We start from the raw sequence: 23,237 nt of genomic DNA on the forward strand, positions 1-23,237 counted from the left end.
GCCGGCCGGCGCCCGCGGGCCGGATCCGGCCGCGCGGAGGGCCTGGGCCATGCTTGATTTTGAAACATCAGACCTTTAGTCTGTAGCTAATATCAGACTTTTTGCGAAGGGCTGTACCTTGACCGTTCACGAAGCCGGCATCGGGCGTTATTTCGAGGACTACACCGTCGGGGACGTCTACCAGCACCCCTTCGGCCGGACCATCAGCGAGACGGACAACACCTGGTTCACCCTCCTCACGCTGAACACCAACCAGAACCACTTCAACGCCGACTTCGCCGCCCGCGCGCCCTACGGCAAGCTGATCGTCAACTCCGGGCTGACCGTCGCGCTGGTGCTGGGCCTCTCGGTGGTGGACATGAGCCAGAACGCGTTGCTCAACCTGGGATGGACCGACATCAAGCTGACCCACCCGGTCTTCGTCGGCGACACCCTCTACGCCGAGTCGATCGTCACCGAGACCCGCGAGTCCAAGTCGCGGCCCTACGCCGGGATCATCACCATGCGGACCCGCGGCCTCAACCAGGACGGCGAGGAGATCGTCTCCTGGACCCGCTCGGTCATGATCTACAAGCGCGGCGCCACGCACGACAAGAACTACTTCCCCGAGGCCAAGACCGGGCAGCTGCAGCTCCCTCCCACCGGGGAACCGGCGTGAGGGGCCTGAACATCACCTTCGGCCCCTGGGGGGAGACCCTCGAGGAGCTGGTGGCCGCCGGGCGGGCGGCGGAGGAGGCGGGCGCCACCACCCTGTGGGTGCCCGAGCTGCACCGCAGCGCCACGGTCTCGGCCGCGGCGCTGGCCCAGGGCACCTCCACCGCCCGGATCGGCACCGCCATCGCGCTGGCCTTCACCCGCAGCCCGATGACCACCGCGCTGGAGGCGCTGGACCTGGACGAGCTGGCCGGCGGCCGGTTCGTGCTCGGTCTGGGCAGTGGCGTCAAGCGGCTCAACGAGGACTGGCACAACGCCCGCTGGGGGAAGCCCGTCGCGCACCTGCGCGAGACCGTCGCGGCGGTGCGGCACTTCGTCGCCCACGCCGCCGACGGCACGCCGATGACGCTGGAGGGCGAGCACGAGCCGATGCGCATCCGCGGCTACCAGCGCCCCTTCCCGCAGGCGCGCCGCGAGATCCCGGTGTACGTGGCGGGCATGGGCCCGGCGATGACGCGGCTGGCCGGCGAGATCGGCCAGGGCTGGATCTCGCACGAGCTGTGCTCCCCGGCCTGGCTCGCCGACCGCTCCCTGCCGCCGCTGCTGGAGGGCCTGGCCGGGAGCGGCCGGGACCGCGCCGACCTGGACGTCGTCGTCTCGGCCTGCTGCTCGGTCGACACCGACCTGGAGACGGCGCGCCGCCGCTCCGCCGGGACCGCGGGCTTCTACGCCTCGGTGCGCACCTACGCCGACTTCTTCGCCTTCCACGACCTGGCCGAGGACCAGGAGAAGGTGATCGAGGCCTTCCGCGCCGGGACGGGAGCCGACCACCTGGGGGGCGCCGTCTCCGCCCGGATGGCCGACACCCTCACCCTGACGGGGACCTTCGACCAGGTCGCCGAACGGATCTCCGCCTACGCGGGCACCGCCGACTCCATCAAGCTGACCCCGCCCGTCCACGGAGTCGGTCCCGCCGACATCCGTGCCGCGCAGGCGCGCATCATCGAACTGATCAGGGAGCTGTCGTGAAGCCCTTGCAGGACGTCCGCATCATCTCCCTGGAGCAGTACGGCGCCGGGCCCTTCGGATCGCTGCACCTGGCCGACATGGGCGCCGAGATCATCAAGATCGAGGACCCCCGGACCGGCGGCGACGTCGGACGCTACGTGCCCCCGTACGCCGAGGACGAGGACTCGCTGTTCTACGAGACCTTCAACCGCAACAAGAAGTCGATCTCGCTGGACATGTCCACCCCGGCGGGCCGCGCGGTCTTCGAGGACCTGGTGCGCGACGCGGACGCGGTCTACTCCAACCTGCGCGGGGACGTCCCGGCCAAGCTGAAGATCACCTACGACGACCTCAAGCACCTCAACCCGCGGATCGTCTGCTGCTCGCTCACCGGCTTCGGCATGACGGGCCCGCGCGCGAAGCAGCCCGGCTACGACTACATCCTGCAGGGCCTCGCCGGCTGGATGGACCTCACCGGCGAGCCCGAGGGGCCGCCCACCAAGTCCGGCCTGTCGCTGGTGGACTTCTGCGGCGGCTACGTCGCGGTCGTCTCGCTGCTGACCGGCCTGCACGCCGCCCGCCGCGACGGTGTGGGCATGGACTGCGACGTCTCCCTGTACGACACCGCGATCTCGATGCTCACCTACCCGGGCACCTGGCACATGAACGCCGGTTTCACCCCGGTGCGCACCCGCCACTCGGCGCACCCCTCCCTGGTGCCCTTCCAGGCGTTCCAGGCCAAGGACGGCTGGATCGTCGTCGGCTGCGCCAAGGAGAAGTTCTGGCAGCGGCTCGTCGAGGTGATCGACCGTCCCGACCTGGGCGCCGACCCCCGCTACGCCACCTTCGCCGACCGGCAGAAGAACGCCGGCGCTTTGCTTCCGGAGCTGGAGCGCACCCTCGCCACCCGGACCGTCGAGGAGTGGCTCGCGCCGATGACCGCCGCGTCCATCCCCTGCGGCCCCATCAACGACGTCTCCCAGGCGCTCCAGGAGGAGCACACCCTCGCCCGCGATCTGATCGTGGAGACCGAGCACCCCAGGTACGGCACGCTCAAGAACCTGGCCTCCCCGGTCCGGGTCGGCGCGGAGCGGCCCGAGTACCGGCGCGCGCCCCAGCGCGGCGAGCACTCCGAGGAGATCCTCCGCGGGCTGCTGGGCTACTCGGGCGAGCGCGTCGCCGAGCTCGCCGACGAGGGCGCCTTCGGAGCACGGCCGTGACGACCATCGCCGAGGAACTGGCCGACTGGGCGCTGGGCGTCCGGCCGGATCAGGTGCCCGAGGACGTGCGGCGGGCGGCGGCCCGCCACCTGCTCGACGCGCTGGGCAACGCGGTGGCGGGGGCCAAGGCGCGGGCCGCCGTCGCCGCGGTGCGCGCCGCCCGGGCGATGGGGCCCGGTGACGCGCTCGTCATCGGGGAGTCCGAACGCCTCTCCCGCCCGGCGGCCGCGCTGGCCAACGGGGTGCTGATCCACGCGCTGGACTTCGACGACACCCATGCCGGCGGGCTCGTGCACGCCTCGGCGCCCGTCGTGCCGGTGCTGCTCGCCGAAGGCGGCGCGGTGAGCGGCGAGGAGGCGCTCACCGCCCTGGCGATCGGCCTGGAGACGATCTGCCGGCTCGGGGCGGCGGCCCCCCACGGCTTCCACGCCGTGGGGCTGCACGCCACCGCGGCCTGCGGGGTCTTCGCGTCGGCGCTCACCGCCGCCCGGCTGCGCGGCCTCTCGGCGGCCGAGACCGTCAACGCGCTGGGCATCGCGGGCAGCCGCGCGTCCGGGCTGCTGGAGTTCCTCAACACCGGCAGCTCCACCAAGCAGCTCCACCCCGGCTTCGCCGCCTCCGACGGGCTCGTCGCCGCCGCCCTCGCGGCGGCGGGAGCCACCGGACCCTCGACGGTGTTCGAGGGCGAATACGGCCTCTACCGGGCGCTGGCCCGCCGCGACGCCGACAGGTCGGCGATCCTGGACGGCCTCGGCGACCGGTGGGAGGCGACACGCATCACCGTCAAGCCGTACCCGGCCTGCCAGCTGATGCACGCCCAGCTCGACGCGGCTCACGAGGTGCGCGCCGAGCTGGTCGACCACCTCCGCGACCTCGACGAGGTGGTCGTCGAAGCCCACCCCGACGCCGCGTCGATCGTGTGCGCGCCCGGCAAGGAGACGCCGCGCTCGGCCTACGACGCCAAGTTCAGCCTGCCGTGGAGCGTCGCGGCGATGCTGGTCGACGGCTCGGTGACCGTCGCGACCTACGACCGGATCGACCGCCCCGAGGTGACGGCCCTGGCCGCGCGGGTGCGCACCGAGGTCGTGGACTTCGGCGGCGTCGCCGCCGACCAGCCCGGCCGCATCCGCGTCCGGACCGCCGGGGGCCGGACCGCGGCCGCCGAGGTCGCGCGCAGCGGCGGCGGTCCCGACGACCCCGGCATCGACCGGCTCGTCACCGCCAAGGCCCTGGGAAACCTCGGCCCCGGCGGCGAAAAGATCATCGACCCTGTTCTCGGCCTGGCCGACGCGCCGTCCCTGGCCGGCCTCATCCGTGCATTGGAGAACCATGAGCTCTGAAACGACACGCCTGTCGTCGGTGGCGGGCACCGTCGAGGACGCCTACGCCGGAGCGTTCGCGGCGCTGGCCGAGGCGGGTCTCGGCCCGGCCGACGTGGTGCACGTGGTGGAATACGCGACCAACGCGGCGCTGGACTCCTACGAGCGGGTCGAGAACGCCCGCACGGCGGCGTTGGGCGGCCACCAGGCGCCGGTCGCCACCGTCGGCGTGGAGGGGCTGCCGCAGGAGGGCGCGGAGCTTTCGGTCGAGCTGACGGCCTTCCCCGGCGGCGGGCAGCTGGTGCAGGCGCACCCGGACGAGGGCTTCCACCGGGGGACGCTGCGCGTCGCCGACGACATCGTCTACCTGCCGAGCATCCACCCGCACGACGGCGCCTCCATCGTGTTCGCCGACGACTTCCGCGAGCAGTACCGCTACTGCCTGGAGCGGGCCGGCGAGCTGCTGAAGGCCGCCGGGCTCGGCCTGGACGCGCTGGTGCAGACGACCGACTACACCGCGCAGGCCACCCGTTCGCAGTACCCGCGCTGCGGCCGCCCCCGCAAGGAGCTGCTCGGCGGGACGGGCACCGACGGCAAGCCGGTCCACCCGGGCGCGGCGGGGATCGTCATCGACCAGGCGGTCGTGCCGGGCGCGATGGTCTCGCTGGACGCGATCGCCTCGGCGGCGCCGTTCCGCGCGGTCAACCCGGGCTGGCAGCGCTACCGGACGCTGACGTACAAGCCGGGCCTGGCCACCGGGCGCACCCTGTTCATGTCGGGGTTCGGCGCGCTGGAGCCCGCCACGCAGAAGGCCATCTTCGAAGGCGACCTCGCGGCGCAGGCGGAGTACACCTACGCCGCGATCGCGGCGGTGCTGCGCGAGGCCGGGCTGGGGGAGGACCTGCCGTACGGCTGCGTGCCGCGGCTGGTGGAGTACATCACCCCCGACGCCGTCGCGCGCTACGACGAGATCGCCGAGATCCGCCGCAAGTACTTCGGCGACACCCCGGCGCTGACGTCCGTGGTGTGCTCGGCGCTGCTGCGGCCGGAGTTCCTCATCGAAGTCGTGCCGACGGCGGTGTTCCCCTCATGACCGTCGCGATCGTCGGGGCCGCCGAATCCGACCTCGGAGTGACCGGCAAGTCCATCCTCACCCTGCAGGCGCAGGGAATAACCCGGGCGCTGGCCGACGCGGGCCTGTCGCTGTCGGACGTGGACGGACTGGCCACCGCGGGCGTCTCCCGGTTCTCGACACCGCAGCTGGCGGAGTACCTCGGGCTGGAGCCGGCGTGGTCGGACTCCACGTTCGCCGGGGGATCGGCGTTCGAGATGTACGTGGCGCGCGCCGCGCAGGCCATCGAGGCCGGGCAGTGCTCGACCGTCGTCATCTCCTACGGCTCCAACCAGCGCTCGGCCAGGTCGCGCTCCCTGGGCGGAGTGCAGGAGTCGCACATTCCGCAGGCGCAGTTCGAGGACCCGTACGCGCCGCTGTTCCCGCTGTCGTACTACGCCATGGCCGCGCAGCGGTACCTGCACTCCTACGGGGGCGGACGGGAATGGCTGGCCGAGGTGGCGGTGGCCGCGCGGGAGTGGGCGCTGCTCAACCCCAAGGCGTTCCGCCACGAGGCGGGGCCGCTGACCGTCGAGGAGGTGCTGGCCGCCAAGCCGGTCTCCTCCCCGCTGACGGTCGCCGACTGCTGCCTCGTCACCGACGGCGGAGGCGCGATCGTGCTGACGTCCCTGGAGCGCGCCCGCGACCTGCCGAAGCCGCCCGTGGTCGTGCTGGGCTACGGCGAGTCGACGACCAACGCCTCGATGACGGCCGTCGACAACCTGCTGCGCCCCGGCTCGTTCGCCTCGGGGGAGAAGGCGTTCCGGATGGCGGGGCTCACCCCGGCCGACGTGGACGTGCTGCAGCTGTACGACTCGTTCACCATCACCGTGCTCCTCACCCTGGAGGGGCTGGGCTTCTGCAAGCCCGGCGAGGCGGGCGAGCTGGTCTCCAGCGGGCGGATCCGGCCCGGCGGCGACCTCCCGCTGAACACCTCCGGCGGCGGGCTGTCCTACAACCACCCCGGCATGTTCGGGCTGCTGCTGCTCGTCGAGGCCGTCCGGCAGCTGCGCGGCGAGTGCGGCGCCCGGCAGGTCCCCGGTGCGGAGATCGCGCTGGCGCACGGCACGGGCGGCATCTTCTCCACCCACGCCACCGTTCTTCTGGGGGCCGACCGATGAACGAACCCGACATCCCCGTCGACGAGGTCACGGGGCCCTGGTGGGAGGCCACCCGCGAGCGGCGGCTGACCGTCCAGAAGTGCCGGGGGTGCGGACGCCTCCAGCACTACCCGCGGGCCCTGTGCACCGGCTGCGGCGGCACCGACCTGGACTTCACGGACGTCTCGGGCCGCGGCACCGTCGACTCCTTCACCGTGGTGCACCGCGCGCCCCGGCCCGGCGTCGAGGCGCCCTACGTGGTGGCCCGCGTCCGGCTCGCCGAAGGGCCGCTGCTGCTGACCAACCTCGTGGACGCCGAGCCCGGCTCCTGGCGGTGCGACGCGCCCGTGGAGGTCGCCTGGCGCGCCCTGCCCGACGGCCGCAACCTGCCGGTGTTCACCCTCGCGAATCAGGACTGATCATGGATTTCTCCCTCTCCGAAGAGCAGAAGATGTTCCGCGACACGCTGCGGGACTTCGTCAACAAGGAGATCCGCCCCGTCGCCCAGGAGTGGGAGGCCTCCGGCCGCTACCCCACCGAGATCGTCGAGGGCATGAAGGAACTGGGGCTGTTCGGCCTGACCGTCCCCGAGGAGTACGGCGGCCTCGGCGTCGACATGGTGTCGTTCGCCCTGGTCTTCGAGGAGATCTCCAAGGGCTGGATGGGCATCGCCGGCATCCTCGGCAGCCACTCCCTGGCCTGCTGGATGATCAACAAGCACGGCACCGAGGAGCAGAAGGCGCGGCTGCTGCCGGACCTGGCGGCCGGGCGCCGCCGCACCGGCATCGGCCTCACCGAGCCGGGCGCGGGCACCGACCTGCAGGGCATCGCGACCACCGCGCGGCTGGAGGGCGACCACTACGTCGTCAACGGCAGCAAGACGTGGATCACCAACGCCCGCCACGCCGACCCGCTGCCCGTCCTCGTCAAGACCGACCCGACGGCCAGCCCCGCGCACAAGGGCATGTCGGTGCTGCTCATCGACGCCGACACACCCGGCTTCACCGTCTCCCGCGACCTGCCCAAGCTCGGCTACAAGGGCACCGAGTCGTGCGAGATCACCCTCGAGAACGTCCGCGTGCCCAAGGAGAACCTCCTCGGCGGCGTCGAGGGCCGCGGCATGCAGCAGGTCCTCGGCGGTCTGGAGGTCGGCCGCATCAACGTCGCCGCGCGCTCCCTGGGCATCGCGCAGGCCTCCTACGACGAGGCGCTCGGCTACGCCGCCCAGCGCGAGGCGTTCGGCAAGCCGATCCACGACTTCCAGGCCGTCCAGCTCAAGCTCGCCGAGATGGCCATCAAGGTGCAGGCCTCCCGCCTGCTCGTCTACTGGGCCGCCGCCCAGGCCGACGCCGGGCACCGCGTCGACATGGAGGCGGGCATGGCCAAGACCTTCGCCTCCGAGGCCGCCATGGAGTGCGCCCTCACCTCGATGCAGGTGCACGGCGGGTACGGCTACTCCAAGGAGTTCGTCGTCGAGCGGCTCTTCCGCGACGCGCCCCTGATGAGCATCGGCGAGGGAACCAACGACATCATGCGCACCGTCATCGCCAAGGCGCTGACCAGCGGCAAGAGCGTCATCGGATGACCGCGCGCTCGGCCCTGTACGTCCCCGGAGACGTGGCGGACAAGCTCGCCAAGGCCCTTGCCAGGGGCGCCGACGAGCTGATCGTCGACCTCGAGGACGCCGTGCCCCAGTCCGGGAAGGAGGCGGCCCGCGCCACGGTCGCCTCCTGGCTCGGCGGCCTCCCGGCCGGAGGCGCGGGCCCCCGGTTGTGGCTGCGGATCAACCCCGGCGAGCAGGGCCACGAGGACCTGCGCGCCGTGGCGGCTCCCGGACTGGCCGGCGTCTGCGTCGCCAAGGCCGAGGACCCGGCCGATCTGGCGGAGCTCGACGCCCTGCTGACCGGCCTGGAGGCCGAGCGCGGCATCGCCGAGCCGCTGCGGCTCATCCCGCTGCTGGAGTCGGGCGAGGCTCTCTTCCGCGCCCGCGAGCTGGCCCGCGCCCCGCGCGTGGTCAGGCTCCAGCTCGGCGAGGCCGACCTCGCCGCCGACCTGGGCGTCACACCCTCCCCGGACGGCCGCGAACTGCTGTGGGCCCGCTCGCAGGCCGTCGCCGCCAGTGCCGCCGCGAAGATCGAACCGCCCATCGCCCCGGTCAGCACCGACTTCCGCGACCTGGACGCGCTGCGGGAGTCCACGCGGGCACTGCGCAGGCTGGGCTTCTGGGGCCGCGCCTGCATCCACCCCGCCCAGATCCCCGTGGTCCACGAGGTCTTCACCCCCACCGAGGCCGAGACCGCCAAGGCCCGGGACGTCCTCGCCCGCTACGACGAGGCGCTCGCCACCGGCTCCGGCGTCTGCCTCGACGCCGGAGGCCGGCTCATAGACGAGGCGGTGGTCCGCTCCGCTCGCCGCCTCCTTTCCTGACGCCTCGGTCGGGAAGGGCAAGGGTCCGCCGGTTCACGCCGGCGGGCCCTTCGGCGTTCGGGGGACCGCCCGGTCCGGGAGCCCGGACCCCGCGCGCTCAGCCGGTGTGGAGGATCCGGAAGCGATCGGGTTCTGCCGGATCCCGATCGACGACCTGGACGGGCGGTCCGTCCCATTGCCGGACGCCGATGCCCGGTACGCGGGAGAACCGGATCCACCCGCGCGTACCCTCGACCGCGACGCCCGGCCAGGGCGCGGCGGTGCGCGTGCGTTCCACGCCGTGAGAGCGCAGCACGTCGGCGAGGACGGTGATCGTGTCGTAGCCCTCGAAGGCGACGAAGGAGGGCGCCTCGGCCAGCCGCTCGCGGAGGGCGGTCTCGACCCGTGCGCCGAGGGGGCCGAGGCGTTCGGGCAGGTAGCGCAGGAACGGGATCGCGGTGCCGTCGCCGCCGAGCGACGCCGCCCATGAGGCGAACTCCGGTTGCCCGGCCGGAGCACCGATCATGATCTCGGCGAGGCGCCGGTCGCGGCGGACGGACTCGACGAGCGCCACCGCCGGTTCCGGGTGGCCGACCAGGAGGAGGAGGGCCGTCGCGCGGTCGACGGCGAGCTCGTCGCATGCCGCCGCGGGGGAGAGCGCGCTCATGTCGAGTTCGAGGACGGTGCCGCCGCGTCGCGCGAAGCGCTCGCGCAGGAGGCGGGTCCCGGACGCCCAGTAGACACTCGGTTCGGCGGCCACGGCGATGCGGGTGTGGCCTTCACGGAGGAGGAAGTCCGCGTAGATCCGCCAGCCGCGGGACTGCGGCGGGGCGAGGCGCGCCACCCGTTCCGTCGGATGCCCGGTGAGCGCGTCGAGCACCGCCGACGAGCACAGGAACGGCAGGCCGAGGGCGTCGGCCCTGGCGGCGGCGGCGCGGGCGGCGACGCTGTGGTACTCCCCGGCCAAGGCGGCCACGCCCAGGCGCGCCAGCTCGTCCACGGCCGCCGCGGCCCGCCGCGGATCGGCCGCGGTGTCCCGGACCACCAGCGCGAGCGGCCTTCCGGTGATCCCGCCGGCCTCGTTGACGTCGCGAACGGCCAGTTCGAGTCCGGCGAGCAGGTGCCGGCCCGCCTCGACCCAGCCGGGCCGGGTCAGCGGAGCGAGGGCGCCGATCCGGACGGCCGGCCCGCCGGTCCGCTCCGCTCCGGACGGCGATGGCGGCGTGTTCATGCGTCGGCCCTCCCGTGTGACGATGGGTCGTGGTCCTTTCGTGCCCGCGCGCACGGTGAGAGTCTTCCACCGCCCGGCGGCGCCACGATCCGGCCGCATCGCTTCGAGGCCGCCGGGACGCCCGAAACCCCTGGCGGGTCGGGTCCGGCCAGGGGTTCTCCGCCTGCGCGCCCGCTATGCGGCCCGTCCGGCCGACGCGGCGAGGCGGCGGCCGAGGAGGCGGCCGAAGGTGATGGCGGGGGTGACGAGCATGCCCGAGCAGAAGCTCTGGCCGCAGGTGGCGGCGGCGCCGATCACCTCGCCGATCGCGTACAGGCCGGGGATCGAGGTGCCGTCGGTGCGCCGCACCCGAAGGTCGGAGTCGATGTCGAGACCGGCGAACGTCACCAGCGAGATGCCGTGGTTGCGGATCGCGTAGAACGGCCCCCGCTCCAGCGGCAGCGGCAGGTGGGTGCGGCCGAAGTCCGGGTCGGCCCCGGCCGCGACCGCCTCGTTGTAGCGCGCCGCGGTCGCGGCCAGCCCGGCCGGGTCGATGCCGGCGAGGCCGGCCAGCTCCTCCAGCGTCGCGGCCGAGTGCACGCCCGTCCGCTCGTTCGCGCGGGCGCGCAGCTCCTCGGGGGTCCAGCCGACCACCAGCGGGCGGCCGTCCCGCGTGGACTCCAGCATCGCGTCGTCGAACACGGTCCAGAACGTCATGTCCTCGATGCGGGTGAGCTCGCGCTCCTTGACGTCGATGGACGGCTCGTCCTCGGCGACCCAGCGCCGCCCGGACCTGTCGACGTAGATCTCCACCGGGGGGCGCTCGGCGGTGACGAGGAGCTGGCGGTCCGACCAGTTGGCCTTCCCGGGGGAGACCGGGTCGGGCAGGCCGCCGAACGAGGGCAGGTAGGAGCCGGTGCCGGCCACGGCGGCGTCCAGCTCCCGGGCGAGCAGGATGCCGTCGCCGGTCGAGGTCGGGTGGGCCGCGGAGACCAGGGGGGCGCCCTCGAGCTCCAGGAACAGCTCCGGCTCGGCCGCGAAGCCGCCGGTGGCCAGCACCACGTCGCGGGCGCGCACCTCCACGTCCTGGCCGCGGCGCAGCACGGTCACCCCGGTGACGGCGCCCTCGCCGTCGGCGGACAGGCCGATGACGGGCGCGTTCTTCCAGACCTCCAGCCTGCCGGTGGCGACCGCCTCGTCGAGCAGCCCCTCGAACACCTCCAGGATCGACACCGCCTCGTCGACCCCGTAGTAGGTGCGCGGCGTCCCGTACGGCTCGTGCCCGTAGACGATGCGCGGGGTCTCGGCGGCGAATTTGAAGCCCCGCCCGTCCAGCCAGTCGACGGTCTCGGCGGCGTTCTCGGCGACGGTGGCGATGAGGTCCTCGCGGGCGGTGCCCTCGCTGATGCGGCGGATGTCGGCCAGGTGGGCCTCGGGCGAGTCGGTGATGCCGCGCTCGGCCTGCCTGCGGGTGCCGGCCGCGGCCATGTGGCCGCCGGAGACGTGCAGGGTGCCGCCGATGCGCTGGTCCTTCTCGACCAGGAGGACCCTGGCTCCGGCGAGCGCCGCCTCGGCCGCGCAGGGAATGCCCGCGGTGCCGGCTCCGACGACCACGAGGTCGTAACTTTCCACGACTGGAATCTCCTGTAGTGCTGGGGTTTCTCTCGGGCGGGCGCGGTCCCGCGGTCAGGGCGTGTACCAGCGCTCGGGCTCGACGCCGGGCAGGCGGCGCTCCTCGATCACGGTGAGGCGGCTGAGCGCGCCGTTCTCGAAGTGCTGCCACATCCGGGTGCGGTAGTCGCCGTCGGGCATCGACATCTCGACGATGCGCTCGCCCGGCCGCGCGTTCCAGCCGAAGGTGAACAGGACGGCCTGGCCGCCGGCCCGCAGGGTCGTCCCCCACATCTCCTCGTCGACGAACGCGACGTCGTCGCCGTCGACCACGGCGCGGTAGTGGCGGGACTCGGGCTCGGCGCCCTCCCGGAGGTAGACGACCTTCTCGGTCCAGTCGGTGCCCTCCATCCGGCCCTCCTGGCGGCTGGCGAAGCGCTCGACCAGCGTGCCGTCGGGGTCGAGCACGGTGTAGGTGCCCTCCCAGACTCCGGACATCTCTCGCAGGATCTCGGCGATCGTCATCATCACTCCGCGGTGTCGTAGTACCAGGGGCGGGGGCCGGACGCGTTCCGGACGAGGAGGGCGCGCCTGCGCAGGAAGCGGCGGACGGAGGGCGGGCCCATGCGGGACCCGCCGAGCCCGGACATCTTGAAGGAGTTCTTCTCGGCCTCGGGGACCATGCCGGTGAGGCAGACGTCGTTGACGCTGACGCCTCCGGCGTCGATGCGGTGCGCGATCGGCAGCGCCTCCTCGGCCGTGCCGGCGAACACCGCGGCGCTGAGCCCGAACTCGGTGTCGTTGGCGAGCGCGACGGCCTCCTCCGCGTCGTCGTAGGCCATCACCGGGATGATCGGCCCGAAGGTCTCCTCGCGCATCAGCCGCATCGAGTGGTCGACGCCGGTCAGCACGGTCGGCCGCAGGTAGGAGCCGCCGCCGACGAGCTCGATCTCGCCGCCGGTCCGGATCTTCGCGCCGCGGGCGACGGCGTCCTCCAGCTGCTCGCGCAGGATGGCGACCTGGGCCTCGGTGATGATGGGGCCGATCTCGCCGTCGGTGGGGCCGGGCAGGGCGAGCCGCACCTTCTCGGCCTTGGCGGCGAGCGTCTCGACGAACTCGTCGGCGACGCGGCGGTCCACGTACACCCGCTCGATCGACATGCAGGCGTGCCCGGAGTTGACGGTCGAGCCCCACAGGACGGCCGAGGCCGTGCTGTCCAGGTCGGCGGAGGCGGTCACGACCGCCGGGTCCTTGCCGCCGAGCTCCAGGAAGGCGGGGATGAACCGCTCGGCGGCGGCCCGCGCGACCGCGCGGCCGGTGCCCACGCTGCCGGTGAAGCACACCGCGTCCGCGGCCTCGATCATCGCGGCGCCCGTCGCGCCGTCGCCCTCCACGACCGTGAAGACCTCCGCGAGGTCCGCGGCCTCGGCGATGCACGCGCGCAGCGCCGGGATGAAGCGGGGCGTCATCTCGCTCGGCTTGAGGATCACGGCGCATCCGGCCAGGAGGGCGGGCACCGCGTCGATGAGCGCGAGCTGGAGGGGGAAGTTCCAGGGGGAGATCGCGGCGACGACGGGGTAGGCGACCAGGTCGCCGGTGGTCCGCACGGAGGGGTCGCCGGTGGCGACGAGGTCCGCGGGCGCGAAGACCTCCGCGGCGAAGGAGGACGCCCGGTCGACGCCGGACAGGACGGCGTCCACCTCGATGACCGAGACCTGGTGGCGGCCGGTGTCGTCCTCCAGCAGGCGGACGAGCTCCGCGCGCCGCCGCGTGACCGCCTCCTTGAAGGCGGCGAGGACGGCGATGCGCTGCTCGACCGGCCGCGCGGCCCAGGACGGCTGGGCGGCGCGCAGCCGGCCGGCGACCTCGCCGACCGCGGCGGCGTCCAGCGCGGTGATCTCGTAGTCGGCACGGCCGGTGCGCGGATTGCGGACCGTTATCTGCTTCGTCATGGGGGTCTCCTCAGATCAGGCCGTCGGCGGCCAGCCGGTCGATCACGGCGCGCTGGGTCCGCAGGAAGTGGGCGCGTTCGGTCTCCCCGGGCCGCACCGTGTCCGGCGGGTAGAACGACGTGCCGGCGTAGCTCGGCGCGTAGAGCTCGAAGCGCTGGCGGGGGAGGAGGTTCATCATCTCCGGCGCCCGCCGCGCCCGGCGCAGCGCGGCCAGGTCGAGTTCGGCGTTGGCGGCCATCGACTCGCCCTGCCCCGCCTTGGCCAGGACGTTCCCCCGGTAGTCGACGATCTGGCTGGAGCCGTCCGCGGACTCGGGGGGCAGCCCCATGCCGTACACGCCCGAGGTGTTGGCCGAGACCACGTACGCGCCGTTCTCCGCGGCGCGGGCCAGCTTGGCGACGTTCTTCGGGGAGAGCAGACCGCTGCAGATCTCCGAGGAGCCGTGCAGGAACACCTCGGCTCCGCGCATGGCGAGGCAGCGGGCGACCTCGGGGAAGAGGATCTCCTCGGAGGCGATGGCGGCGAGGTTGCCGATCTCGGTGCGGGCCACGGGGAAGAGGGCGTCCTCCCCGTAGACGGACAGGTACCTGTCGAGGACGTCGTGCGGGGTGACGGCGAACATCGAGTTGAGCCGCCGGTAGCGCAGGACGGTCCGGCCGCGCGGGTCGAAGACGACCGACGCCTGGAAGTACAGGCCGGGGAAGTGCTCGTCCAGTTCGTAGGCGTTGACGCACAGGAACAGCCCGGTGTCACGGCTGAGCTCGGCCAGCCGGGCGTACTCGGGGCCGTCCGGGTCGAGGGCGGCGCGCTCGCACCACTCGGGGAGCGGCTCGCCGATCGGATGGCCGGTCAGCAGGTATTCGGGGAGCACCACGAGCCTGAGCCCGCCGACGAACCGCTGGGTCGCGGCGACCTGGTCGGCCACCCGGTCGATCGCCGCCCTGATCAGGTCGCGGGCCGCCGCGGCGTCGGGCGCCCGGTTGACGGCGTGGCACGCGCTCTGCAGCGCGACCGCGCGGTAGGCGGTCACCGGCTCGATCTCGTCGTTCTGGCTCACACACACCTCTGTTCCACCCACTGAAACACCGTTTCTGGCGACTATAGGAGAGGGCGCAGCGGTTTGGGAAGCCCTCCGGTGGATCGGTCAGACCATTGACAGGAGGGGGGCCTCCTCCTAGCTTGGAACGATGTTCCGTTCGATGGAACGAGCAGGCTGAGAGGGAGGATGACGTTGTCGCTTGGAGCGATCATCGAAGCGGTCGTCGCGTGCCGGGACGTCGCGGCGTCCGCCGGGTTCCACACCCGCGCGTTCGGACTCGAGGAGGTCGGACGGGACGGCGCCGAGGTGCTCCTGGGCGTGCCGGGCGTGGAGACCGGCCGCCTGCGGCTCGTGCCCGCCGCGGAGGGGGCGGAGGAGGCGGAGCCCCGGGTCTGGGACGTCGGCCCCCGGCTGCTCGGCATGTACTCGCGCGACCTGGAGCGCTCCACCCGGATGATCGACGAGGCGGGCGGCCGGTCGCGGGAGCCGGTGACCTACCCCTACGGCGCCGCCTCCCTGAGCGAGGCCGTGGCGCTGGGCAGCGACGGGGTCTGGTGGACGCTGCCGAAGGCGGGCCCCGGCCACCGGCCGAGCCCCGCGCTCGAGGGCGACCCGGAGCGCCTGCACGGCGAGCTGCACACGGCGGTCCTGGTGCCCGCCGACCACGACGAGGCGCTGCGCTTCTTCACCGAGGCGGGCGGCCTGCAGGTGGCCTTCGACGGCGAGATGGGCGGTGAGCCGTTCGAGCGGATGATCGGCATGCCGCCCGGGGCCGCCCTGCGGCTGTCCTTCCTGGTCTCGGCCGACCAGGCGCCCGCCCGGCTGGAGATCATGTCGTTCACCGGCGTCGAGGCGCGCGACCTGTCCGGCCGGCCGCTCGGGCTGCGCCGGCTGGTCTTCGCCGCCGCCGACCCCGACGCGACGGCCGCGGCGCTGCGGGTGTGCGGCGGCGTCCCCGTCGGCGAGCGCGTCGTGCGCGGGCCCGCGGGAGTAGAGGTGGAACTGCGCCGATCCGGGAAGGGAGAGGCATGATCGAAGAAAACATCGGACATTTTGATGTCGTGGTCGTCGGCGCCGGAACCGGCGGGCTGTGCACGGCCATCGAGGCCGCCGCCGGAGGCGCGCGGGTCCTGCTCGTCGACAAGCAGGAGGAGATCGGCGGCATGCTGCACATCGCCAACGGCGAGTTCAGCGGGGCGGGCACCCGCCGCCAGGCCGCGCATGGCATCAGCGACACCCCCGAGGACCACTTCGCCGAGGTGATGCGGCTGTCCCACGGCAAGGTGGACGAGCGGCTCGCCTGGCGGAGCGTGCGCGCCCAGGGCGAGACGGTCGACTGGCTGGAGGGCCACGGCTTCGCGTTCGACCCCGCGACCCCGGGACTGGTGCACGGGCACGAGGTCTACTCGGTGCCCCGCACCTACTGGGGCGTGGAGCACGGCCGTTCGGTGGTCGCCGTGCTGCGGCGGCTGCTGGAGGAACGCGTCGCCGACGGCTCGGTGACGCTGCGGCTCGGCGTCCGGGTCGAGGGAGCCGTCGTCGCGGACGGCCGGGTGGCCGGCGTGACCGGGACGGGCCGCGGCGGCGCGGTGGCCGCCCGCGGCGACGCGGTCGTCCTGGCCACCGGCGGCTACGACGCCGACCCGGCCCTGCGCAACCGGTTCCTGCCGCCGGGGTGCGAGAACGCGCTGATCGCCTGCCTGGACCACGCGACCGGCGACGGCCTGGTCCTGGCCGAGGAGCTGGGCGCGGCCACCAGCGGCGACGGGTACTTCATCCCGGTGATGGGCCTGATCCCCGACCCGGGCAGGCCGGGCTTCGCGGTCGACTACCGCGAGGCGTTCGTCGAGGTGGCACCCGCCTACCGGACCCCGCACGAGATCTGGGTCAACCGCGACGGCGCGCGCTTCGTCGCCGAGGACACCACCAGCCCCGAACACCGCGAACGCGCGCTGCTGCGCCAGCCGGGCATCGAGATGCACGTCATCTGGGACCGGGCGGTCGCGGAGGCCGCCGAGCCGCTGCTGCGCAACGGGGCGGGCGACTGGACGCGGGAGCGCATGCGCGACGAGCACGACCGCGGCCGGTGGATCGTCACCGCCGACTCCCTCGAGGAACTGGCGGAGAGGCTCGGCGTGGATCCAGGCGGACTCGCCGAGACCGTGCGGAGCTACAACGAGGCGGTCGCCGCCGGGCACGACCCCGAACACGGGCGGACGACCCTGCCCCTGCCGATCCGGGAGGCCCCGTACTACGGGCTCACCTCGGTCGCGGCCTCCCTGCTCAGCCGGGACGGACTGCGGGTGGACGACGACCTGGCGGTCCTCGACCGGGAGGGCGCCCCGATCGCCGGCCTGTACGCGGTGGGCGAGGTGCTGGGCAACAACGTCTTCGCCGGCGACAACTACGTCGGCGGCATGAGCGTGACGCCCGCGATGACGCTCGGCCGCGAGCTGGGCCGCGCGCTGGCCGCCGGACGGAAAAGCGCCCGCGGGTGACGCCCCGCTCCGGCGGGCAGGTGGAGCGTCATCCGTATGACGTATCCGCTCCATTGCCTGGAGAGCGTGTCTGGCCTGCTGGAAGCATCGAACGGAACCCCATCAGTGCTGGGGAAACCGGATGGAAACCTGTGCGCACCGGTCCGCGAAATAAACATCAGACAAATTCTTGACGCTGAGCTCGCCGATTTCTAGGCTGCTCGTGACTTTCGTTCCGCACCGCGGAATCCGCTTCGGGGACGAAGAATCTCAGGAGGTACCACGTGCGCAGGTCCGCGATCCGTTGGGTTTCCGTGCTGGCGGTGGGCGCTCTGGCGCTCGCCGGCTGCGCGGGCAAGGAGGAGCGCGCGGGTGACCGGGGCGCCGGCGGCGCCGGATGGGCGGAGGGGGACACGATCAAGATCGGTCTCATCTCGCCGATGACCGGCCCGTACGCGATCCTCGGCATCCTGCAGCAGAACTCGATCCAGGTCGAGATGGACCGGATCAACCAGGCGGGCGGCGTCGGCGGGGCCGAGCTGGAGCTGGTCGTCCGCGACTCCGCCCTCGACCCGGGCAAGGCGGTGCAGGCCGCCAACGAGCTGGCCGGCGACGCCCAGGTCCGCATGGTCGTGGGGCCCTCGCTCTCGGCCTTCTACAACGCGGCCAAGGGCGTCTACGAGCAGAACAAGAAGATCAACTGCCAGCCGGGCGTGGGCACCGGCGACTTCGGCGCCCTGAAGTACGGCTTCCGCTCCCAGGACCCCAACGACATCGGCGTCGAGAAGCTGATGCAGTACTTCAAGAGCAAGGGCGTCAAGTCCGTGGGGCTCGTCTACGAGGCCGACGACGCGGGCAAGGCCAACGACGGCTTCCTGACCGAGCTGGCGCCGAAGTACGGCATCGAGTACCTGGGCTTCCAGCAGACCCGGCCCGACGACCAGTCGCACCGGCCGTACGTCGACAAGCTCAAGGACGCCGGAGCGATCATGGTCTCCAGCAACGTCAGCGGCGCCAAGACGATGGCGGCGGCGGGCGAGGCGGGATACGGGGGCATCCTGGCGGGCACCTCCGGCCTGCAGAACGTCTCCTTCCTGGACGCGGCCGGGGACATGGCGGTCGACGCGGTGTTCTCGGCGGTGAACGTCCAGTTCAACATCCGCGACAAGGAGAGCTGGAAGCCCGGCTACCGGGCGCACGTCGAGGAGATCGTGAAGAGGCACGGCGTGGTCGAGGGCCCCAAGTCGGGCGCGAAGATGCCCAAGGGGACCGCGATCGCCGCCGACTGCGTCACCGCGTTCGCCGCCGCGGCGGAGAACGTGGAGTCCCTCGACGCCGACGCGCTCGCGCCGGCGATCGAGAAGCTCGACATCTCCGACGCCCAGACCCCGTCCGGCAACCGGATCAAGCCCGCCGACCACGAGTTCTTCCACGTCGAGGACATGCACATCTACCGGTGGGACAAGGACGGCGAGGGCTGGTTCATCACGGACGTCACCCCCGAGTCCTGACCCCGCGGTGCCGGAGGCCACGTCCCGCACCGCCCGCATGATCTGAGAGGAAGACCCCCCATGTCCGTTAAAGCCGGATACAAGGTTACGGCGCTGCTCGGCGCGGCCCTGCTGCTCACGGCCTGCGCGAGCAAGGAGGAGCGAGCCGGAGGGCGGCAGGAGTCCTCGGGCGGCGGCTGGAGCGCCGGCATGCCCGTGGTGAAGGTCGGGCTGATCGGCCCGATGACCGGCCCGTTCGCCGTCGCGGGCATCTCCCTGGAGAACTCGGTGAAGGTCGAGATCGACCGCCTGAACGCCGCGGGCGGGCTCGGCGGCGCCAAGCTGGAGCTGGTCGTCCGCGACTCCGGGCTCGACCCGGCCAAGGCCGTGCAGGCGGCGAACGAGTTCTCCGGCGACGCGAGCGTCGGCCTGGTGGTGGGCCCGGCGCTGACCGCCTTCTACAACGCGGCCAAGGGCTCCTTCGAGAGCGGCAAGAAGATCAACTGCCAGCCCATGGTGGCCACCGGCTCCTTCACCGACCTCAAGTACGGCTTCCGCGCCCAGGACCCGGTCAGCCTCGACGTCGCCAAGATGATCGCCCACCTGAAGTCCCAGGGCGTCACCTCGATCGGCGTCGTCTACGAGGGGGACGACGCGGGGAAGAACACCGCGGACGAGGTCGAGAAGCAGGCGGTGGCCGCGGGCCTGGCCTGGAAGGGCTTCGAGGCCACCCGGCCCGACGACCAGTCGCACCGGCCGTACGTCGACAAGCTCAAGGACGCCGGCGCGATCTGGATCTCCAACTCCTCCAGCGGCGCCAAGACCATGGCCGCGGCGAACGAGGCGGGCTACCAGGGCCTGGTCGTGGGCGGTTCGGGCGCCCGCAACATCTCGTTCGTGGAGGCCGCGGGCGACGCCGCCGACGGCACGCTCTTCAGCGCCACCTACTACCCCTACCCGAGCCGGGACGGCAGGGACGCCTGGAAGCCGGGCTACCTGCGGCACACCCAGGAGATCGAGAAGCGCTTCGGCAAGAACACCGGGCCCAAGACCGGTGCGGAGTCGCCCAAGTCCGCCGAGATCGCCGCGGACTGCGTGTTCGCTTACACGCAGGCGGCCGAGCAGGCCCGGTCCATCGACCCGGACAAGGTGGCGGCCGCGCTGGAGAAGATCGACATCCCCGACACCGAGACCCCGTCCGGCAACTCCATCAGGATCGAGGACCACGAGTTCTTCGGCCTCGACGACATCCACGTCTACCAGTGGAAGAAGGACGGCGAGGGCTGGCACACCGTCGAGATCGAGAGCTGATCCGGCGCGTCCGGCGCACGTCGCCGAGGGGCCCGCTCGTCGCGCGGAGACGAGCGGGCCCTTTCGCGCGCCCCGTGTTCCGCGCGCCGCGGGCGGCGGTCACCGGGGCTGGTGGAACTCCAGGACCTCGCCGTCGGGCCCGAAGAAGGAACGGGCGAGGACGTGCCCGTACGGCGGGAGGTCCAGCTCGACCGCCGGGCACACCGGCGTGCCGCCGAGCCCGGTGACCAGCGCGGCGGTGGCCGCGAGGTCGTCGGTGGCCAGGGAGACGGACAGGATGCCCAACTGCGGCGGCACCGCCCGGCCGCGCTGCTGGACCCCCGGGAACCCGACGTACTGGGCCATCTCCAGCCGGCCGGTCGCCGGGCTGTCCGGGACGTACATGTTGATGTTGCGCAGGCCGGTCCCCGGCGGCAGCCGGAAGAAGGACTCCATGTCCTCGACCAGCTTGTCGTAGAGCTCGACGTAGCCGAGCGCGGCGTAGAAGTCCGCGGAGGCGCGGGCGTCGGAGACGTGGACCGCGACGGTCTGCAGCGCGCTCGGCCGCCCGTCGTAGCCCGCGAGGGGCGATCCCGCCGCGGGCTCCAGCTGGAAGACGTCGAGCACGGTGCCGTCGGGATCGTAGGACAGCGAGTCCCAGGCGGACAGGTCCGCGGCCGCCGTCCAGTAGGAGGGTTCGGACTTGCTGCGGCCTCCGGCGGCGCGCAGCCGCGCGACGGCGTCGTGGATGTCGCCGACCCGGATGTTGAGCGCGTAGAGCCCGTAGTCCTGGGCCCGCGCGTAGTCGCCCCAGTACGGCTCGCCGGGCGCGTCGAACTCCACCAGGCGCAGCAGCCCGGTGGCGGCTCCCGCCGGCCCCAGCACGGCCGTGCGGCCGGTGAGGCCGGGAGGCATCTGCCACAGGAGCTCGGCCGCGTGTCCGGAGACCTCCGCTTCGGCGAGCCGCGTGTAGGCGAACACGTCCTGGTAGAAGGAGCAGGAGCGTTCCAGGTCCGCCACGGCCACCGTCGCCGCGCGCAGTTCACTGATCATGGGTGCTCCCCGGCTCAAGACAGGGGGTTGGCGCCCTCGGGCCACCAGTCGCCGGCGCCGTAGGGGTCCTCCAGCGGCTGGGAGCCGTGCTCGTGGACGATGCGCCACTCGCCGTCCTCTCGGCGCACCAGCCAGGTCATCCGCATGCGCAGGCGGCCGGCCTTGCCGTCGCCGACGATGTCGTAGTCGATGACGCCGCAGACCTGCGCGAGGGCGTCGCTCTCCCAGACGAACGGGCCCTCGACCCAGCGGAACGCGGTGATGCCGACCGGGGACCTGAAGTAGGCGCGCCACCCCTCGGCGATGCGGTCGCCGCCGTGCGTGGTCCAGCGGGGCCCCTCGACGAAGACATAGGCGTCGTCGGCGGGGGAGAAGGTCGCCAGGACGCCGTCCACGTCCTTGTCGATGACGGCGTTGAGCATTGCTTCGGCCGTGCCGAGGGGTGTGCGCATGAGGGCCTCCAGCTTCCGGCCGTTCCAGTTTGCGGAACGGCGTTCCAGCTTAAGACCATATTTGTCTGATGTATCAGGGTCAAGGGTGGGCGGGCCGGGTCACCCGCGTGCGACGCGCACGATCACCTTGCCGGTGTTGCGCCCGGACATGAGCCCGCGGAAGGCGGCGGGCGCCGACTCCAGGCCCTCGTGGACGTCCTCCAGCGGGTTGAGCCGCCCCTGCGCCAGGAGCCCGCCGACCTCGCGGAGGAAGTCCGGCCGCAGGTCCTCGTGGTCGTAGACGACGAACCCGTGCACCACCGCGCGGGTCCGCATGATGAGCCCCGCGGGCAGCGAGGCGGGGGTGCCCACCTCGTTGGCGTTCTCGGGCAGCCCGCACAGCACGACCCGCCCGCCCGGGGACACCAGGTTCATCACCCCTTCGAGCACCGCGCCGCCGCCCATGTGGAGGTAGCCGTCCACCCCGTCCGGGCAGGCCGCGGCCAGGGCCTCGGTCCAGCGGGGGTCGTGGCGGTCCACGGCCGCGGTGTAGCCGAGGCGCTCGACCGCGACGCGGCACTTCTCCGGCCCGCCGGCGATCGCGACGGTGCGGGCCCCGGCGAGCGCGGCGAGCCGTCCCGCCACGCTCCCGACGCCGCCGGTCGCCGAGGAGACCACGACGGTGCCGCCGGCGGCGGGGCGCATCAGCCGGGTGACCGCGGCGTAGGCGGTGAGGCCGGGCGTGCCGAGGGCGCCGAGCGCGGCGGTGCGGGGCACGCCCGGGGGCACGGACAGCGGGCTCAGCGACGAGGCGGGGACGGCGGCGTACTCCTGCCAGCCCGTCTCGGCCTCGACCCAGGCTCCCGTCTCCAGGACCCGCGCGATCGCCCTGCCCGGCACGAGGTCGCCGGGGGCGATCGGCGGATGCCCCAGGTTCCGGCCGGTCAGGGTGCCGCGGACGTAGGGGTCGAGGGAGAGGTCGAACGTGCGGACCAGCACCTCTCCCGGACCGGGCCGCGGGACCTCGGCCGTCTCCAGGCGGAAGTCCTCCTCGCGGGGGACGCCCGCAGGGCGCTCGGCCAGGACGATCCTGCGCTGCGACGCGGGAGGCTGCATGCCTGCGGGGGTGTTCACGTGCCGCTCCTTCTCTGCGTGGGCTCACCCAGGGTCGCATAGTGGAACGATGTTCCGCCAGAGGGAATAAAAGTGCGGAAAGGCTTGAAAGCCCAAAGGTCTGACCTTTAGGCTCCGCGCATGACGACTCCGTGTGCGCGCTTCTCCGTCGTCGACCTCGACGCCCCCGGGGGAGCGTGGGCCGAGGTGGCGATGCCCGCCTCGTCCTCGCCCGTGCGGCTCATCCGCCTGCACGCCGACGCGGCCACCGGCGCGTCGGTGTCGCTGGTCGGCTTCCCCCCGGGCTGGACCAGGCCGGGCACCGGCCACTACCTCTGCGCCGAGGAGTTCGCGGTGCTCCGAGGACGGATCTCCGTCAGCGGCACCGCCTACCCCGCCGGCGCGTGCGCCCGCCTCCCCGCGCTGGCGACCCGGACGGCCAGCGCCGTGGGCGCCGACGGCTGCCTGGCCGTCGCCTGGTTCTCCGGACCTCCCCGCTGGCGGGACGGCATCGCGGACGGCGTCGCGGACGGCGCCCCCGCGGCCGCAGGCGAGCCGGAACCGGCCGGCTCCGTGCTCCTCGGCTCCCTGGCGGAACTGCCCGAGCCCCCGCCCGGGACCGCGGACTTCGACATGACCTTCCTCGACGCCCGGAAATGGGCGTACGTCCCGCACGGCCACCCCTTCCCGGACCTGCCCGGCCGCGTCCTCGTCCGCCGCCGGCCGTCCGGATCCTGAGAGACCTCGAGAGAC

22 protein-coding genes are annotated in these 23,237 nt (G+C 72.9%); 14 read left to right on the forward strand and 8 right to left on the reverse strand.

Annotated features, from left to right (window positions below):
- Positions 1-118: 118 nt before the first annotated feature.
- The 9 genes from ABD140_RS13330 to ABD140_RS13370 are packed head-to-tail and all read left to right on the forward strand — an operon-like array spanning position 119 to position 8,839.
- Positions 119-658 carry a MaoC family dehydratase gene (locus ABD140_RS13330; RefSeq protein WP_344240447.1) on the forward strand — a complete coding sequence of 180 codons (540 nt, stop codon included), beginning with the start codon at positions 119-121 and terminating at the stop codon, positions 656-658.
- Positions 655-1,683, forward strand: a complete 1,029-nt coding sequence (locus tag ABD140_RS13335) for an LLM class flavin-dependent oxidoreductase (RefSeq protein WP_344240449.1) — start codon at positions 655-657, stop codon at positions 1,681-1,683. Before ABD140_RS13330 ends, ABD140_RS13335 begins: the two co-directional genes overlap by 4 nt.
- Positions 1,680-2,882, forward strand: a complete 1,203-nt coding sequence (locus ABD140_RS13340) for a CaiB/BaiF CoA transferase family protein (RefSeq protein WP_344240451.1) — start codon at positions 1,680-1,682, stop codon at positions 2,880-2,882. Before ABD140_RS13335 ends, ABD140_RS13340 begins: the two co-directional genes overlap by 4 nt.
- The gene (locus ABD140_RS13345) at positions 2,879-4,222 is read left to right on the forward strand and encodes an MmgE/PrpD family protein (protein ID WP_344240453.1); all 1,344 of its coding nucleotides are present in this window, start codon (positions 2,879-2,881) and stop codon (positions 4,220-4,222) included. The genes ABD140_RS13340 and ABD140_RS13345 overlap by 4 nt, the downstream gene beginning before the upstream one ends.
- The gene (locus tag ABD140_RS13350) at positions 4,212-5,294 is read left to right on the forward strand and encodes a RidA family protein (RefSeq protein ID WP_344240455.1); all 1,083 of its coding nucleotides are present in this window, start codon (positions 4,212-4,214) and stop codon (positions 5,292-5,294) included. Before ABD140_RS13345 ends, ABD140_RS13350 begins: the two co-directional genes overlap by 11 nt.
- Complete coding sequence (locus tag ABD140_RS13355) at positions 5,291-6,433, forward strand: acetyl-CoA acetyltransferase (RefSeq protein WP_344240457.1); 1,143 nt, start codon at positions 5,291-5,293, stop codon at positions 6,431-6,433. The genes ABD140_RS13350 and ABD140_RS13355 overlap by 4 nt, the downstream gene beginning before the upstream one ends.
- Positions 6,430-6,831: a Zn-ribbon domain-containing OB-fold protein gene (locus ABD140_RS13360; protein ID WP_344240459.1), complete on the forward strand. Its 402-nt coding sequence runs from the start codon at positions 6,430-6,432 to the stop codon at positions 6,829-6,831. Before ABD140_RS13355 ends, ABD140_RS13360 begins: the two co-directional genes overlap by 4 nt.
- A 2-nt stretch (positions 6,832-6,833) precedes the next feature.
- Positions 6,834-7,997: an acyl-CoA dehydrogenase family protein gene (locus ABD140_RS13365; protein WP_344240461.1), complete on the forward strand. Its 1,164-nt coding sequence runs from the start codon at positions 6,834-6,836 to the stop codon at positions 7,995-7,997.
- Complete coding sequence (locus ABD140_RS13370) at positions 7,994-8,839, forward strand: HpcH/HpaI aldolase/citrate lyase family protein (RefSeq protein ID WP_344240463.1); 846 nt, start codon at positions 7,994-7,996, stop codon at positions 8,837-8,839. The genes ABD140_RS13365 and ABD140_RS13370 overlap by 4 nt, the downstream gene beginning before the upstream one ends.
- A gap of 97 nt (positions 8,840-8,936) precedes the next feature.
- Here ABD140_RS13370 and ABD140_RS13375 read toward each other — a convergent pair whose 3' ends face one another.
- From ABD140_RS13375 to ABD140_RS13395, 5 genes are all read right to left on the reverse strand, one after another.
- The gene (locus tag ABD140_RS13375; protein ID WP_344240465.1) at positions 8,937-10,049 is read right to left on the reverse strand and encodes an ABC transporter substrate-binding protein; all 1,113 of its coding nucleotides are present in this window, start codon (positions 10,047-10,049) and stop codon (positions 8,937-8,939) included.
- A gap of 174 nt (positions 10,050-10,223) precedes the next feature.
- Positions 10,224-11,660, reverse strand: a complete 1,437-nt coding sequence (locus ABD140_RS13380) for an FAD-dependent oxidoreductase (protein WP_344240467.1) — start codon at positions 11,658-11,660, stop codon at positions 10,224-10,226.
- 54 nt (positions 11,661-11,714) lie between these two features.
- Positions 11,715-12,164, reverse strand: coding sequence for a DUF3598 family protein (locus ABD140_RS13385; protein WP_344240469.1), 450 nt, complete (start codon positions 12,162-12,164; stop codon positions 11,715-11,717).
- Between the two features lie 2 nt (positions 12,165-12,166).
- Positions 12,167-13,591: an aldehyde dehydrogenase family protein gene (locus ABD140_RS13390; protein WP_344240471.1), complete on the reverse strand. Its 1,425-nt coding sequence runs from the start codon at positions 13,589-13,591 to the stop codon at positions 12,167-12,169.
- Positions 13,592-13,601: 10 nt separating this feature from the next.
- Entirely contained in the window at positions 13,602-14,648 is a 1,047-nt protein-coding gene (locus tag ABD140_RS13395; protein ID WP_344240473.1) for a nitrilase-related carbon-nitrogen hydrolase, read from the reverse strand.
- A 174-nt stretch (positions 14,649-14,822) separates the two neighbouring features.
- On the opposite strand from ABD140_RS13395, the gene ABD140_RS13400 reads away from it, so the two are divergent.
- From ABD140_RS13400 to ABD140_RS13415, 4 genes are all read left to right on the forward strand, one after another.
- Positions 14,823-15,662, forward strand: coding sequence for a VOC family protein (locus ABD140_RS13400; RefSeq protein ID WP_344240475.1), 840 nt, complete (start codon positions 14,823-14,825; stop codon positions 15,660-15,662).
- The gene (locus tag ABD140_RS13405) at positions 15,659-17,128 is read left to right on the forward strand and encodes an FAD-dependent oxidoreductase (protein ID WP_344240477.1); all 1,470 of its coding nucleotides are present in this window, start codon (positions 15,659-15,661) and stop codon (positions 17,126-17,128) included. The genes ABD140_RS13400 and ABD140_RS13405 overlap by 4 nt, the downstream gene beginning before the upstream one ends.
- Before the next feature lie 263 nt (positions 17,129-17,391).
- Complete coding sequence (locus ABD140_RS13410; RefSeq protein WP_344240479.1) at positions 17,392-18,618, forward strand: ABC transporter substrate-binding protein; 1,227 nt, start codon at positions 17,392-17,394, stop codon at positions 18,616-18,618.
- A gap of 60 nt (positions 18,619-18,678) precedes the next feature.
- Positions 18,679-19,908, forward strand: coding sequence for an ABC transporter substrate-binding protein (locus ABD140_RS13415; RefSeq protein WP_344240481.1), 1,230 nt, complete (start codon positions 18,679-18,681; stop codon positions 19,906-19,908).
- Positions 19,909-20,007: 99 nt separating this feature from the next.
- Here ABD140_RS13415 and ABD140_RS13420 read toward each other — a convergent pair whose 3' ends face one another.
- From ABD140_RS13420 to ABD140_RS13430, 3 genes are all read right to left on the reverse strand, one after another.
- Positions 20,008-20,940 (reverse strand): VOC family protein, encoded by a 933-nt coding sequence (locus ABD140_RS13420; RefSeq protein WP_344240483.1) that lies wholly within the window; start codon positions 20,938-20,940, stop codon positions 20,008-20,010.
- Positions 20,941-20,954: 14 nt separating this feature from the next.
- A complete protein-coding gene (locus ABD140_RS13425) occupies positions 20,955-21,392 on the reverse strand; it encodes a YybH family protein (protein ID WP_344240485.1) in 438 nt (145 codons plus the stop codon).
- Between the two features lie 99 nt (positions 21,393-21,491).
- A complete protein-coding gene (locus ABD140_RS13430) occupies positions 21,492-22,505 on the reverse strand; it encodes a zinc-binding dehydrogenase (RefSeq protein WP_344240487.1) in 1,014 nt (337 codons plus the stop codon).
- 120 nt (positions 22,506-22,625) lie between these two features.
- Here ABD140_RS13430 and ABD140_RS13435 point away from each other — a divergent pair, with 120 nt between their 5' ends.
- The gene (locus tag ABD140_RS13435) at positions 22,626-23,222 is read left to right on the forward strand and encodes a cupin domain-containing protein (RefSeq protein ID WP_344240489.1); all 597 of its coding nucleotides are present in this window, start codon (positions 22,626-22,628) and stop codon (positions 23,220-23,222) included.
- Positions 23,223-23,237: the final 15 nt, after the last annotated feature.

The organism is Actinocorallia libanotica (genome assembly GCF_039525175.1).
GTDB classification, from domain to species: Bacteria; Actinomycetota; Actinomycetes; order Streptosporangiales; family Streptosporangiaceae; genus Actinocorallia; species Actinocorallia libanotica.